Below are 13,138 nucleotides of genomic sequence, written 5' to 3' on the forward strand. Positions count from 1 at the left end.
GGCGATCACGCGCGGCCCCGCGCCGCGTTATGGTTTTTCCACGTTCCACATCACAGGGATGCCGGTCTTCATCAGCTCCGTGTGCGACAGCCCGCGGATCGCAGACACCGGCTTGAATTCGCCCCACATGACGTACGGCACCGACTCGTAGGCGCGGGCCTGCAACTGCGCAGCGATGTCCTTGCGCCTGGCGGCGTCGGGTTCCTGGATCCACTGCGTGCGCAGCGCGTCCAGCTCCTTGTCGCAGGGCCAGCCCGGCAGGCTGTTGCCGCAGGCGGCCGACAGCCACGGGTTGGTCAGCGGCGTGCTGGCGTCGTAGTACCCGCCCCAGGTCACGAACAGGCTCCAGCCGCCTTGCTCGGGCGGATCCTTCTTCAGGCGGCGCGCCGCCAGCGAGGCCCAGTCCATGGATTGCAGGTCGACCTTGAGGCCGGCCTTCTTCATGTTCTGCGTCAGCACCATGACAGCGGGCGCGCTGATGTGGTCGGTGGGGTAGAGCACCACGATCTTCTCGCCCTTGTAGCCGGCCTCCTGCAGCAGTTGCTTGGCGCGCGCCAGGTCGGGCTTGGCGTAGGGCGCCGCGCCGGCGTCGGTGGCCAGCGGCGAGCCGCAGATGTACAGCGTGGCGCAGTAGTCGACGCGGTACTTCTCCGGATAGCCGATGGCCGCCAGCATTTCCTTCTGGCTGAACAGGTAGTACAGCGCCTGGCGCGCCTGCGGCTTGTCGAACGGCGGATGCAGCGCGTTGACGATGGCCATGCCCTGGGTGGCGACCGAGGTGTTCAGCTTGATGTCCGGGTTGCTTTCCAGCACCGGCAGGAAGTCGGGCGTGGTCTGCTCGATCATGTCGACCTCGCCGTTCATCAGCGCGGCCGTGGCGGTATTGCCGTCGGGAATGTAGATCCATTCGACCCGGTCGACCTTGGCGACCTTGCCGCCGGCCAGGCCGTCGGCCGGTTCGTTGCGCGGCACGTAGGCCGGGTTCTTGACGTACACCACCTTGTTGCCCGGCACCCACTCCTCGCGCTTGAACAGGAACGGGCCGGAGCCGACCATTTCCGTGACGGGGGTGTTGGCGTCGGTCTGCGCCAGGCGCTTGGGCATGATGAACGGCGGCATGCCCGACGGCTTGGCGAGCGCGTCCAGCACCAGGCCGAATGGCTGCTTGAGCGTCAGCGAGAAGCTGTCGGGACCGGTGGCGGCCAGTTCGGCGCCGGCGGCCATCAGCGCCTGGCCCATCGTGTCCTTCTTGGCCCAGCGCTGCAGCGAGGCGATGCAGTCCTCGGCGGTCACCGGGGTGCCGTCGTTGAACTTCAGACCCGGACGCAACTTGAAGGTCCAGGCCTTGCCGTCGGGCGAGGCGGTCCAGCTTTCCACCATCTGCGGCTTGGGCAGGCCCTGGCTGTCCTGCGCGAACAGCGTGTCGAACACCATGTAGCCGTGGTTGCGGGTGATATAGGCGGTGTTGAACAGCGGGTCCAGCGTCTTCAGGTCCGCGTGCGGCACCATCCGCAGCGTCTTGGCCTGGGCCTGGGCCGGCTGGCCCGCGGCCAGCCCGCAGGCCAGCAGGGCGGCGGCGCCCAGCAGGCTGAATCGTTTCATCATGGTCATCCCCTTGTTTTGTCCGGTTGCCTGCGTGGGCAATGGTTGGATATCAGCCCTTGAAGGGCCATTTCGGCAACTTGCGCTTGGTGAACGGCAGCGCGTTGTAGTCCTGCGTGATGGCGCCGGGCGTCTCGACGTAGATGACGTGGCGGCCGAGCTTCGAGTACGAGGCGTAGAAGTGCTGCGACGACTTCGGGATGACCAGCTTCATCGCGCCCAGATCGACGCCGAACTGCGTGAACAGGTCGGTGTCCATGGCCTGGGTGCGATTGGTGGTCATGACGATGGTCACGCCCTGGCTGCGCACCACGGCCACGTCGCCCAGCAGCGCGGGCGTGCCGGCCAGCCCGGTCATGATGGCGTCGCGCTTGAGCGCGACGATCTCACAGGCCAGGTCCAGCGGCTGGCCCGACACCGGCGCCACCTTGCCGCCGATGCGCAGCTTGATCTGCGCGCCCTGGCCTGCCTCGAAACAGAGCTGCACGGCCACCGGGTCCCAGAACGGCCCGGTCGCCACGTCCTGGATGCCGCGCGCCAGCAAGCGTTCCAGGATGAAGGTGGCGTCGCTGGGCGCGCCGCCGCCGGCGTTGTCGGCCGAGTCGGCCAGCACCACCGGGAAGTCGGCCAGCGCCAGCGCCTGGTCCAGGGCTTCGTCGGCGCCGGGATAGGGCGGCGCCAACTGGTCGCGAAAGCCGATGATCTCTTCGCCCAGCGCGCGCGCCAGCCGTTCGGCCTGGCCGGCGTCGCCATCGGTGTAGACCAGCACCTTGGAACCCATGTCGGGCGTGTCGCCCCACGGGAAGCCGTGGGCGATCGATACCGACAGCACGCCTTCCTTGCCTTCCATCGCCAGCAGGCGGTCGACGAAGCTGCGCATCGGCTCGCGGCTGGTGTGCATGATGGAGATCATTTCGCAGTCGAAGACCGCGCGCGTCGGCTTGATGCGGCCCTCGGCGCGCGCCACGCACAGGTCGACCAGGTCGTAGGCGCGGTCCAGGATGTCGGTGTGCGGGTACTCCTTGAAGCACACCAGGAAATCGGCGCTGTTCACCATGGCGTCGGTCAGGTGGCAGTGCGGATCCAGCTCGGCGCCGATCACCGTGTCCGGGCCGACGATCTCGCGCGCCCGCCGCAGCAGGTCGCCTTCGCAATCATCATAGCCATCGGCCACCATCGCGCCGTGCAGGCCGAACAGCGCGATGTCGACCTTGCCGGCGCGGCGCAGGTCATCCAGCAGTTCGTCGCGCAGGGTCTCGTAGGCGTGGCGGGTGGTCAGGCCGGCCGGCGTCGCGCCCGCCGTCATGCCCTCGATCAGCGTCCAATCCTTGCCCTGGGCGCGCTGGCGCGCGGCCCACAGGGGGCCGGAGAACATCTGCATGCGGTCCGGGTGCTGGCCGGCCGGGTAGTAGCCGCGCGACCGATAGGCCGACAGGCCGGTCGGAATGGGGGAGAAGGTGTTGGTCTCGGTCGCCAGGGACCCGGAAAAAATCTTCATGCGATCGCTCCGTGCTTTAGGGTTGTCCGTTCTTGCCGCCGTGTCGAACTTCAGTCCTGCCCGCTTTCGTCCTGCCCGCTTTCGTCCTGCGCGCTTGGGTCCTGCCCGCTTGGGTCCTGCCCGCTTGGGTCCTGCCCGATATATGCCTGCACTTCGATTTCCACGTCGACGTTCAGCGCCAGCGCCGACGCCACCGTCGAGCGCACCGGCAGCGCCGCGCCGAAGAATTCCTTGTATACCTCGTTGAAACCGGCGAAATGGCTCATGTCCGACAGCCACACGGTGGCCTTGACCACCTGGTCCAGCCGCGCGCCGCCGGCCGCCAGGCTTTCGACGATGCGCTCGCAGGCCGCGCGGGTCTGGGTCTGGATGTCGCCGCGCACCACCTCGCCGGCGGCGCTCATCGGCACCTGCCCCGACAGGAAAAGGAAGCCGCCGGCCTTCACGGCCCGTGAGAAGGGGAAGGGCAGGCTGCTGGGCAGGCGCTGGATGGCTTGGCTCATGGAACGGGCTCCTATCGGGAAGGGGAGAAACGGGCCGGCGACAGGCGCGCGGGGTCGACCCCCTGCGCGGTCAGGCTGTCGTTCAACGGCAGGTCGAGCAGCAGGTCGGCGGCCAGGCGCGAGACGCCGGCGGCGGACTGGATGCCGTAGCCGCCCTGGGCCGCCAGCCAGAAGAAAGCGGGCGTGGCCGGATCCCATCCGATCACGAAATCGCCGTCGGCCACGAACGAGCGCAGGCCGGCCCAGGTGTGGCGCGGGCGGCGGATGGTCAGCGAGGTGACCGCTTCGATGCGGTAGATGCCGGTAGCCACGTCCAGTTCCTCGGGCACCACGTCGTGCGCCGGCACCGGATCGGCATTGGCGGGCGAGCCCAGCAATTGGCCGGCGTCGGGCTTGAAATAGAAGCTCTCGTCGACCCCGACCACGGCCGGCCAGTGCGCGAAGTCGATGTCGTCCGGCCCGGTGAAAGTAAAGGCGGTGCGGCGGCAGGGCTGCAGGCCCACCGGCCGCACGCCGCACAGCGCGGCGGCCTGGTCGGCCCAGGCGCCCGCCGCGTTCACCAGCACCCGCGCCCGCAGCGGCTCGCCGCCGGCCAGCGTCAGGGTCCAGGCGCCGTCCTCGTACGTGGCGGCAACCAGCTCGGCGTTGTTGCGCAGCACCGCGCCCTGGCGCGTCATGCCGCGCAGGAAGCCCTGGTGCAAGGCATGCACGTCGATATCGCGGGCGTCCGGCTCCTCGATGGCGCCGCACAACTGGTCAGGCCGCAGGCAGGGCACGCGCGCCAGCGCCTGCTCGGCGTCGATCAGCGTGACGTTGGGCGACTGGCTGCGGAATTCGTCGTAGACCTCGCGCAGCAGGTCCTGCTGGTCGGGCGCGGCGATGTACAGCACGCCGCGCGGGCTCAGCAGGGGATGCTCGCAGAAACCCTGCGGCGGATGTTCGTAGAAGTCGCGGCTGGCGCGGGTCAGCGCCTTGATCTGCGCGGTGCCGTAGGTCTCCATGAACATGGCGGCCGAACGGCCGGTGGAGTGGTAGCCGGGCTGTGCCTCGCGCTCCAGCACCACCACGGAGGCGGCCGCGCTCAGGCGGTAGGCCACGGAGGCGCCGGCGATGCCGGCGCCGATGACGGCGTAATCGTAAGTAGGGTCTGCGGCCATTTTGTCGGAAGCGAGAATTCTCTTATTTGATAATTCTCGAATACGATAGTTGTTTGCATATCGCGCAGTAATAGGGGTTGTCCCGTAGCGCGCCGCAAGGCCGCGTAAAATCGCGGCCATGCTTCCCACTCAAGTCATCGTTGCGCTGCTCGTACTGCAGCTTGCCCTGGTCGTTCCGCTGGCCGTCGTCGTGATCCAGTTGCTGCGCTTGTTCCACTGGCGATTCCGGGCCGATCCGCGGACCCGCGGCGAACGCCCGCATTTCACCGGCCCGGTGCTGGCGCTGCTGTTCAGCGCGCTGGCCGCCAGCGACTTCATCGGCTACGAGCCGTTCCCGACGCTGTCGCGCCTGAATCCGGTGCCGCTGGAGGCGCGCGCCTATTTCACGGTGGCGATGCTGGCGCTGGCGGTGTGGTGCTGGGCCTATGCCGGCGCCATCCGCGAGCGCGTGCGCCGGCTGTTCTGAACGCAGCCTGGCCTGGCGGCCCCATCGCACCGACGTTCCCCGCCGCCGGGCTGCCCTGCGCCATGTAGACGGGTCGGGGCCGCGCGCATGCCGCGAGGCCGCAGGGCGCTAAGCCGCCGCGCTATCGGCCGGTTGCGCCACGCCCGCCACGCCCCCCCGCAGGGATTCCAGCAGCACGCGCTTGTTCTCGCGGCTGCGGTAGGCGTGCTCGCGCATCAGGTTCTCGGCGCGCGCGGCCTCGCGCCGCGTGATCGCCCGCAGCAGGTCCTCGTGATCCGATTGCGCCCGTAGCACGAAGGGCGTCTCCAACTGCGACGGCGTGGACGGCAGCGTCAGCGCGGCCGGGCCGGCCAGCGGCGTCTTGTTGTTGTGTTCCAGCGCCGACAGCAGGGCGCGGTTGCCGGCCGCTTCGCACAGGATCTCGTGGAAGCGGCGGTTGATCTGCCCCCAGGCGCGCGCATCCACCGTGGCCTTGGGGTCGCGCCGCGCCGGCGCCAGCAGGGCGCGGCCTTCCTCCACCGCCTGCGACAACTGTTCCAGCACTTCGGCGCTGGCGCCGCGCTCGGCCAGCAGCCGCGCCGCCATGCCTTCCAGCACCCCGCGCACCTCGACCGCGTCGCCGATCTCGTCGACGGTGAAGGCCCGCACGCGAAAGCCGCGCGAAGGCAGGCGTTCCAGCAGGCCTTCCTTTTCCAGTTCGGTCAGCGCGATGCGCAGCGGCGTGCGCGACACGCCCAGGCGCGCCGAGAACTGCAGTTCCACCACGCGTTCGCCGGGTTGCAGGGCGCCGGAAAGCACCATGTCCCGGAGTTCGGAAATCACTTTGTCGATCTGAGCGGCCATAGCGGATCGTCGGCTGAAACGTATCTGAAGGGGCCTCCAGTGTACCTACAAAATTGCATGCAATCGCGCATCAAAAAAACAGTCCGACCTTGCGATTTATCAAAATTGCATGCAATAATTCGGAAAAACAGCGGTCGCGGCACTTAAAAGCCACCAAATGCATGCAATGCGTCACTCAATTGCATGCCAGGAAGATCGCCCACAGGACAGGAGACAAGATGAAGCTGATCAGCTTCGAGCATGCGGGCCAGCCGGCCTGGGGGGTGCTGCGCGACGCCGAGGTCGTGCCGTTGACGCGGCACTGGCCCGATCTGGCCACTGCGCTGGCGGCGGGCATCGAGGCCATCGCGCAAGCGGCGGCCGGCCAGGACGGCCCCGGCATTGCGCTGGCCGGCCTGCAATGGCTGCCGCCGGTGCCAGCGCCGCGCAAGATCCTCTGCGTCGGCCTGAACTACGGCCGCCATGTGGCCGAGGCCGGCCGCGAGCTGCCGCGCCATCCCTCGCTGTTCGCCCGCTATCCCGACAGCTTCGTCGGCCACGGCGCGCCGGTCTGGAAGCCGCGCGCCTCCGACCGCTTCGACTACGAGGGCGAACTGGCGGTGGTGATCGGTCGGGCAGGGCGCCACATCGCGGCGCGCGACGCCCTGGCCCACGTGGCCGGCTACACCTGCATGGCCGAAAACTCGGTGCGCGACTTCCAGAAGCACAACGCCCAGGTCACGCCCGGCAAGAACTTCGAGCGCAGCGGCGCGATCGGCCCCTGGCTGGTCACCGCCGACGAGATCGGCGACCCGGCGCGCCTGCGGATCGAGACGCGCCTGAACGGCGAGACCGTGCAGCAGGGCGAGCTGGCCGACCTGATCTTCCCCATTCCAGAACTGATCGCCTACATCAGCGCCTTCACGCCGCTGGCCCCCGGCGACGTGATCGCCACCGGCACGCCCGAAGGCGTCGGCTCCAGCCGCCAGCCGCCGCGCTTCCTGGCGGCTGGCGACACGCTGGAGATCGAGGTGCCGGGCGTCGGCACGCTGCGCAACACGGTGGCGGACGAACCCGTCCACCCCCAATGACACGAAGGACACAGGCATGACCGAGGCATTGCGGTATCTCACCGAAAAAGACGTGGTGGCGGCGCTGACCATCCCGCGCGCCATCGACGCGCTGCAGCGCATGCTGGTGGCGCAGGCGAAGGAGGGCGCGCGCAACGTGCCCAAGGCGCTGGCCACCTGGGGCGACGGCAGCTCGATGCATGCATTGGGCTCGGTGCGGCCCGGCCCCGGCGGCTATGCCGGTTTCAAGACCTGGGTCCACACCAAGGCGGGCGGCGGGTCGCTGTTCAGCCTGTTCGATGCCGACACCGGCCTGTTGCGGGCGGTGATCGAGGCGCGCGCGCTGGGCATGTTGCGCACCGCCGCCATCAGCGGCGTGGCCACCCGCGCCCTGGCGCCCGAGAGCGCGACGCAGGCCGCGCTGATCGGCACCGGGCCGCAGGCCGTGACACAACTGGCGGCGCTGGCCGCGGTGCGCCCGCTGCAACGCGTACGGATCCACAGTCCGACCCCGGCAAAGCGCCGCGCTTTTGTCGAGGCGGTGGCCGGCAAGTACGCCTTCGCCATCGAGGAATCGCCCACGCTGGAACACGCGCTGGACGGCGCCGAGATCGTGACGCTGATCACCCGCGCCGTCGAGCCCTTCGTCGACGCGGCCCGGCTGGCCGACTGCCGCCACCTGAACGCCGTGGGCGCGATCCTGCCGGCCAAGGCCGAGTTCGCCCAGGACGTGTTCGAACGCGCCGACCGCGTGGTGGTGGACGACCTGGAAAACGCCCGGCGCGGCTCGCGCGAACTGCGCGAACGCTATGGCGCGGACGGCGCGGCGTGGGATGGCGTGGCGGTGCTGGGCGACCTGCTGGCGCGCGGCGAGACCCGCGCGCCGGATGCGCGGCTGACGCTGTTCAAGGGCATGGGCATGGGCCTGTCGGACCTGGCGATGGCGCAGGTGGCGTACGAGCACGCCCGCGATCACGGGCTGGGCGTCGCCCTGCCGCCGCAGACCCGCGAGAACCTGCTGCTGGCGCAGCCCTGATTTCGATTACCCCTTCAAAGCACCATGACGCCGGCGCGCACCGCCCGCCGGCCACAGGAGACAGACATGTTCATCGACGTCAGCGGGGCCGCGCCCCGCGAGCAGAACAAATGGCCATCGCTCGTGATCCCCAAGGAGGAGATCGACCTGGAGATCGCCCGCCTGATCGACGCGCCGCGCCCCGCCAACGGCCGCCGCGCCTCGCTCATCGCCCATCCGCTGGCGACCGCGCCGGGCCTGGGCCTGGCCCCCGGCACGGACGTCACCATCAACGTCGTCAATCCCGGCGAACGTACCCTCAACCTGCGCAAGAACTCCAACATGCTGGAGATCTGTATCAGCGGCGAGGGCGTAGCCACGGTGGCCGGGCGCGACATCCGGGTGGCGCGCTGGGACGTGTGGAACACGCCGGCGATGCAGGTGCATTCGTACCGCAATGACGGCCAGACGCCCTGGGTGCGGCTGTCGTACTCGAACGCGCCGCTACTGGAAAAGCTCGAGATCCACTACGTCGAGGAGTTCGAGGGCGACGTGCCGCCGGCCGACGCCAACACCCGCCCGGCGCCCGCCCGCTCGCCCGAGTCGGTGCGCGCCCGTGACCTGGCGCTGCGCGAACAGATCACGCCGGAAGGCGCCTGGCTGATGGGCTACGAGTGGCTGATCGACATCGACGTGCTCGAATCGAAGGCGCTGCACTGGCCCTGGGCGGCGGTCTCGCGCCACCTGCCCAGTGTCGAGGACATGGCGCGCGGCTACAACGGCCGGCGCCTGTTCGTGCTGTACAACCCGGCCACCGAACGCCGCATCGGCACCACCCACAGCTTCTTCGCCACGATTTCATCGTCGCCGCCGGACAACCACCACGTGCCGCACCGCCACAGCTCGTCGGCCATCAACTACTACCTGCGCGGCAACGGCTACAGCAAGGTCAACGGCGTGCGGCTGGACTGGAAGGCCGGCGACCTGATCCTGTCGGCGCCCGGCTGGGCCATGCATTCGCACCACTCGGGCACCGAGACCACCTCGGCCCTGACGGTGCAGGACCATCCCTTGCAGATCGCCATGGAATCGCTGATCTGGCAGGAGCGCATGCAGGAACCGATCCTGGCGCTCGGCAGCCAGGGCGGTTTCGAAAGCAACCTGGCGCAACTGGCCGCCGCGTCCTGAGCGCGCCGCTCGCATTCCGGAAATTCCCATGACCCAGATCCAATTGCCCGACGACACCTCGCTGCGCGCCCGCCTGCGCGATTTCTACGACGACTACGCCTACTGCCTGGACGAAGACCGGCTGGAGGAATGGCCCGACTTCTTCACCGAGGACTGCCATTACCGCGTGCTGTCGCGCGAGAACCACGACGCCGGCCTGCCGCTCGGCCTGATCTATTGCATGAACAAGAACATGCTGCGCGACCGCGTCACCGCGCTGCGCGAAACCACCATGTTCGAACCGCGCTCGCTGCGCCACTTCATCAGCGGCGTGCGCGTCATCCAGGCGCAGGGCGAGCGCATCGTGGCCCAGGCCAACTTCGCCGTGATGGAGTCGCTGTCCGACCGCGAGCCCACGCTGAACATGGTGGGCCGCTACCTGGACGAGCTGCGCCTGACGCCGCAAGGCCCGCTGCTGGCCCGCCGCGACTGCGTCTACGACAACTACCGCGTGCGCACCTCGCTCATCGTTCCCCTCTGATCCCGCTGCCAGGAAACCCGCCATGACCTGTTCCGATTCCGCCGTGCTGGAAACTCCCGCCGCGGCCCCCATCCATATCGAGCGCCGCTGGCCCAAGGAGGGCTACACGCGCATTCCCAACTGGGTCTACACCGACCCCGCCGTCTTCCAGAAGGAAATGGACGTCTTCTTCGGCGGTCGCACCTGGAACTACGTCGGCCTGGAGTGCGAAGTGCCCGAGACTGGCTGCTACAAGCGCAACTGGATCGGCAACCGCCCGGTCATCATGGTGCGCACCGAAAGCGGCGAGATCAACGTGCTGGAGAACCGCTGCGCCCACCGCGGCGCCCAGATCTGCTGGCAGAACACCGGCAAGGTGACCGACTTCACCTGCCCATACCACCAGTGGAACTACGACCTGGACGGCAACCTGCAGGGCGTCCCGTTCCGCCGCGGCGCCATGGGCAAGGGCGGCATGCCGCGCGACTTCGACCCCAGGCAGAACGGCATCCGCAAGCTGCGCAGTGTCAACCGCGGCGGCTCGATCTGGGCGACGTTCGCCGACGATGCGCCTAGTTTCGAGGACTACTGCGGCCCCGAGGTGCTGGCCGAGATCGACCACATGCTGCCGGGCAAGAAGCTCAAGCTGCTGGGCTACAGCCGCCAGCTCATCCCCAGCAACTGGAAGATGTACCTGGAGAACCTGAAGGACCCGTACCACGCCACCTTGCTGCACACCTTCTACATCACCTTCGGCCTGTGGCGCGCGGATTCCAAGTCCGAGTGCATTCCCACCGGCGGCGGCGCCCACAGCGTGATGGTGTCGCACAACGAGGGCAAGAAGAAGACCGAGGCCACCAGCGAGATGAGCCGCTTCCGCGACGACCTGGAGCTGCTCGACCTGGAAACCGTCACCCCGCGCGCGGAATTCAACCGCGGCCGGGTCGGCGGCGCTTGGGTCTTTCCCGCCGCGCAATTTGGCATCCAGGCCAATTCGCTCAAGACGCGCCACGTGATCCCGCGCAGCCCGACCGAGCATGAACTCGTCTTCACCTACTACGGCTACGAGGACGATGACGAGGAAATGACCCGCCTGCGCCTGAAGCACGCCAACCTGCTGGGCCCGGCCGGCTTCGTCTCGATGGACGACAGCGAGATGCTGAACCAGGTGCAGATCGGCGTCACCGGCTACCCCGAGGCGCGCGGCATCGTCGAGATGGGCGGCCGCGACACCGAGCCGGCCGACTACATGGTGACCGAAGTGCTGATCCGCTCGTTCTACGACTACTACCGCAACGCGATGGGGCTGTGACCATGACGACCTGGACCCCGGTCGCCCAGGTGGGCGACATCTCTCCCGACACTGGCACGCTGCGCGTCGCGCTGGATGGCGAGGCGGTCTGCCTTTACGACCTGCAGGGCGATATCTGCGCCACCCAGGACCGCTGTCCGCACGGCAACGCCAGCCTGGCCGACGGCTATATGGAAGACGGCACCATCGAATGCCCCTTGCACCAGGGCGTGTTCGACATCCGTAGCGGCAAACCCCAATGCCCGCCCGTCACCACCGACCTGCGCCGCTACGCGGTGCGGGTCGAGGCCGGCACCATCTATTTGAGCGCGGAGGCCCCGTGAAAGCGGGCGCCATCGTCATCGTCGGCGCGGGGCAGGCGGGCGGCTGGGCGGCGGCCACGCTGCGCGGCCGCGGCTACGCCGGCCGCATCGTGCTGCTGGGCGATGAACCGCACGCGCCCTACGAGCGGCCCCCCTTGAGCAAGGCGGTGCTGGGCGGCCAGGCGGCGCCTGAAAGCACCGAGCTGTTTTCCCTGGAACGGCTGGCCGAACTGGATATCACCTTCCGGCCCGGCGTCGCGGCAACGCGGCTGTGGCCCGAACGCCATCAGGTGGAAACGTCCACCGGCGCCGTGCTCGACTACGACAAGCTGATCCTGTGCACCGGCGGCCGTCCCATCGTGCCGGCCTTGCCCGGCGCCGACGCCGCGGCCGTGCATGTGCTGCGCACCCGCGACGATGCCCTGCGCCTGCGGGCCCGCCTGGGCCCCGGCCGCCGCATCGTCATTGCCGGCGGCGGCTGGATCGGCCTGGAAGTGGCCGCCACCGCGCGCCAGGCGGGCTGCGCCACCACGGTGCTGGAGCAGGCGCCGCGCCTGTGCGCCCGCAGCGTGCCGCCCGGCGTCTCGGCCCACCTGGCGGCGCTGCATGCCGGGCAGGGGGTGGCGCTGCGCTTGAATGCCAGCCTGCGCGCGTTGCATGCGCGCCCCGAAGGCGGCTGCGTCGTCGAGCTGGCGGACGGCAGCCGACTGGAAGCGGACGCCGTGGTGCTGGGCGTGGGCATGCAGGCCAACGACGCCCTGGCGCGCGAGGCCGGCATCGCCTGCGAGCGCGGCGTGCTGGTCGATGAATACTGCCGCACGTCGGCGCCCGATGTGCTGGCCGCCGGCGACGTGGCGGTGGCCGCGCCCGCCGGCGGCGGCCCCATCCGCCTCGAATCGTGGCAGAACGCCCAGGACCAGGGCGCGGCGGCGGCGCTGTCGGCGCTTGATGCCGGCCAGCCTTACCAGCCCAGCGGCGCGGTCTGGTCGGAACAGTACGACGCCATGGTGCAGATCGCCGGCTTTCCGGCGCGCGCCGCCCGCGAAGTGCTGCGGCCCCAGGCGGACGCGCGGGCGCTGCTGTCGGTGGCGCTGGACGACGGCGGCCGCGTCATCGGCGCCGTGGCGGTGAACGCGGCGCGCGAACTGCGTCAGTTGCGCCAGTGGATCGCGCAAGGCACCCAGGTGGACCCCGCGCAACTGGCGCGCGCCGACGCGCCGTTGTCCAGCGCCCGGATCGACTGACACCCTGATGGAGAACCGAATGCAGACCGAATACGCCAAGGCCGCCTGCGAGGCGGTCGTCCTGGCCTTTTTCCACGCGCTGGACACCCGACGCCACGAGGCCGCCGCCGCGCTGATGGCGCCAGATGGCACCTGGCTGCGCCAGGGCCAACTGCTGACCGGGCCGCGCGAGGTGCTGGCGGCCCTGGAGGCGCGCGCGCCGCAGCGCACCACCTGCCACGTCATCACCAACCTGCGCCTACTCGAACACAGCGGGTCGCAGGCCAGGGTCGGCTATTTCCTCACCGCCTACGACAGCGATCCGCAAGTGCAGGGCGGGGCGCCGCGCCTGGTCGCCATCCGCGACTGCCAGGACCGGCTGGTTGCCAGCGGCCAGGACTGGCTGCTGGCGGAAAAGCGCAGCCGGCGCCACCTGCCGCCCGAATGACATTCCCCAAACCCTGCCGGAAAATCCCATGAC

General features: G+C 69.2%; 14 protein-coding genes. 9 read left to right on the forward strand and 5 right to left on the reverse strand.

Features of this window, described 5'->3' with window-relative positions; all coding sequences use genetic code 11:
• Window positions 1-27 precede the first annotated feature (27 nt).
• The 4 genes from AAID08_RS14030 to AAID08_RS14045 are packed head-to-tail and all read right to left on the reverse strand — an operon-like array spanning window position 28 to window position 4,760.
• The gene (locus AAID08_RS14030) at window positions 28-1,605 is read right to left on the reverse strand and encodes an ABC transporter substrate-binding protein (RefSeq protein ID WP_395757763.1); all 1,578 of its coding nucleotides are present in this window, start codon (window positions 1,603-1,605) and stop codon (window positions 28-30) included.
• A gap of 49 nt (window positions 1,606-1,654) precedes the next feature.
• A complete protein-coding gene (locus AAID08_RS14035) occupies window positions 1,655-3,100 on the reverse strand; it encodes a M81 family metallopeptidase (protein WP_395757764.1) in 1,446 nt (481 codons plus the stop codon).
• 50 nt (window positions 3,101-3,150) lie between these two features.
• Window positions 3,151-3,603 (reverse strand): RidA family protein, encoded by a 453-nt coding sequence (locus AAID08_RS14040; RefSeq protein ID WP_395757765.1) that lies wholly within the window; start codon window positions 3,601-3,603, stop codon window positions 3,151-3,153.
• 11 nt (window positions 3,604-3,614) lie between these two features.
• The gene (locus AAID08_RS14045) at window positions 3,615-4,760 is read right to left on the reverse strand and encodes an NAD(P)/FAD-dependent oxidoreductase (RefSeq protein ID WP_395757766.1); all 1,146 of its coding nucleotides are present in this window, start codon (window positions 4,758-4,760) and stop codon (window positions 3,615-3,617) included.
• 118 nt (window positions 4,761-4,878) lie between these two features.
• On the opposite strand from AAID08_RS14045, the gene AAID08_RS14050 reads away from it, so the two are divergent.
• Window positions 4,879-5,226, forward strand: coding sequence for a hypothetical protein (locus AAID08_RS14050; protein ID WP_343719908.1), 348 nt, complete (start codon window positions 4,879-4,881; stop codon window positions 5,224-5,226).
• A gap of 108 nt (window positions 5,227-5,334) precedes the next feature.
• Here AAID08_RS14050 and AAID08_RS14055 read toward each other — a convergent pair whose 3' ends face one another.
• Window positions 5,335-6,069 (reverse strand): GntR family transcriptional regulator, encoded by a 735-nt coding sequence (locus AAID08_RS14055; protein ID WP_054502507.1) that lies wholly within the window; start codon window positions 6,067-6,069, stop codon window positions 5,335-5,337.
• Window positions 6,070-6,287: 218 nt separating this feature from the next.
• Between AAID08_RS14055 and AAID08_RS14060 the strand changes: the two genes are divergently transcribed.
• From AAID08_RS14060 to AAID08_RS14095, 8 genes are all read left to right on the forward strand, one after another.
• Window positions 6,288-7,139 (forward strand): fumarylacetoacetate hydrolase family protein, encoded by an 852-nt coding sequence (locus AAID08_RS14060; protein ID WP_175142329.1) that lies wholly within the window; start codon window positions 6,288-6,290, stop codon window positions 7,137-7,139.
• A gap of 16 nt (window positions 7,140-7,155) precedes the next feature.
• Entirely contained in the window at window positions 7,156-8,154 is a 999-nt protein-coding gene (locus AAID08_RS14065; RefSeq protein ID WP_064522708.1) for an ornithine cyclodeaminase family protein, read from the forward strand.
• A 66-nt stretch (window positions 8,155-8,220) separates the two neighbouring features.
• A complete protein-coding gene (locus tag AAID08_RS14070) occupies window positions 8,221-9,321 on the forward strand; it encodes a cupin domain-containing protein (protein WP_395757767.1) in 1,101 nt (366 codons plus the stop codon).
• Window positions 9,322-9,349: 28 nt separating this feature from the next.
• Complete coding sequence (locus AAID08_RS14075; protein WP_054472096.1) at window positions 9,350-9,841, forward strand: aromatic-ring-hydroxylating dioxygenase subunit beta; 492 nt, start codon at window positions 9,350-9,352, stop codon at window positions 9,839-9,841.
• A 22-nt stretch (window positions 9,842-9,863) separates the two neighbouring features.
• Complete coding sequence (locus AAID08_RS14080; protein ID WP_054502502.1) at window positions 9,864-11,132, forward strand: aromatic ring-hydroxylating dioxygenase subunit alpha; 1,269 nt, start codon at window positions 9,864-9,866, stop codon at window positions 11,130-11,132.
• A 2-nt stretch (window positions 11,133-11,134) separates the two neighbouring features.
• The gene (locus AAID08_RS14085; protein WP_049073688.1) at window positions 11,135-11,455 is read left to right on the forward strand and encodes a non-heme iron oxygenase ferredoxin subunit; all 321 of its coding nucleotides are present in this window, start codon (window positions 11,135-11,137) and stop codon (window positions 11,453-11,455) included.
• Window positions 11,452-12,678 (forward strand): NAD(P)/FAD-dependent oxidoreductase, encoded by a 1,227-nt coding sequence (locus tag AAID08_RS14090; protein WP_054502501.1) that lies wholly within the window; start codon window positions 11,452-11,454, stop codon window positions 12,676-12,678. The genes AAID08_RS14085 and AAID08_RS14090 overlap by 4 nt, the downstream gene beginning before the upstream one ends.
• Before the next feature lie 19 nt (window positions 12,679-12,697).
• Window positions 12,698-13,105, forward strand: a complete 408-nt coding sequence (locus tag AAID08_RS14095; protein WP_254607546.1) for a nuclear transport factor 2 family protein — start codon at window positions 12,698-12,700, stop codon at window positions 13,103-13,105.
• The last annotated feature ends 33 nt before the right edge of the window (window positions 13,106-13,138 follow it).

The sequence above is a fragment of the Achromobacter sp. EB05 genome (genome assembly GCF_044232075.1).
In the GTDB taxonomy this organism is placed as follows: domain Bacteria; phylum Pseudomonadota; class Gammaproteobacteria; order Burkholderiales; family Burkholderiaceae_B; genus Achromobacter; species Achromobacter dolens.

What these genes read in the sequence shown, in the direction of transcription:
- AAID08_RS14095 (WP_254607546.1), top strand. Translation starts at nt 12,698, where the DNA reads ATGCAGACCGAATACGCCAAGGCCGCCTGCGAGGCGGTCGTCCTGGCC.
- AAID08_RS14075 (WP_054472096.1), top strand. Translation starts at nt 9,350, where the DNA reads ATGACCCAGATCCAATTGCCCGACGACACCTCGCTGCGCGCCCGCCTG.
- AAID08_RS14080 (WP_054502502.1), top strand. Translation starts at nt 9,864, where the DNA reads ATGACCTGTTCCGATTCCGCCGTGCTGGAAACTCCCGCCGCGGCCCCC.
- AAID08_RS14055 (WP_054502507.1), bottom strand. Translation starts at nt 6,069, where the DNA reads ATGGCCGCTCAGATCGACAAAGTGATTTCCGAACTCCGGGACATGGTG.
- AAID08_RS14085 (WP_049073688.1), top strand. Translation starts at nt 11,135, where the DNA reads ATGACGACCTGGACCCCGGTCGCCCAGGTGGGCGACATCTCTCCCGAC.
- AAID08_RS14035 (WP_395757764.1), bottom strand. Translation starts at nt 3,100, where the DNA reads ATGAAGATTTTTTCCGGGTCCCTGGCGACCGAGACCAACACCTTCTCC.
- AAID08_RS14040 (WP_395757765.1), bottom strand. Translation starts at nt 3,603, where the DNA reads ATGAGCCAAGCCATCCAGCGCCTGCCCAGCAGCCTGCCCTTCCCCTTC.
- AAID08_RS14060 (WP_175142329.1), top strand. Translation starts at nt 6,288, where the DNA reads ATGAAGCTGATCAGCTTCGAGCATGCGGGCCAGCCGGCCTGGGGGGTG.
- AAID08_RS14045 (WP_395757766.1), bottom strand. Translation starts at nt 4,760, where the DNA reads ATGGCCGCAGACCCTACTTACGATTACGCCGTCATCGGCGCCGGCATC.
- AAID08_RS14065 (WP_064522708.1), top strand. Translation starts at nt 7,156, where the DNA reads ATGACCGAGGCATTGCGGTATCTCACCGAAAAAGACGTGGTGGCGGCG.
- AAID08_RS14070 (WP_395757767.1), top strand. Translation starts at nt 8,221, where the DNA reads ATGTTCATCGACGTCAGCGGGGCCGCGCCCCGCGAGCAGAACAAATGG.
- AAID08_RS14030 (WP_395757763.1), bottom strand. Translation starts at nt 1,605, where the DNA reads ATGATGAAACGATTCAGCCTGCTGGGCGCCGCCGCCCTGCTGGCCTGC.
- AAID08_RS14050 (WP_343719908.1), top strand. Translation starts at nt 4,879, where the DNA reads ATGCTTCCCACTCAAGTCATCGTTGCGCTGCTCGTACTGCAGCTTGCC.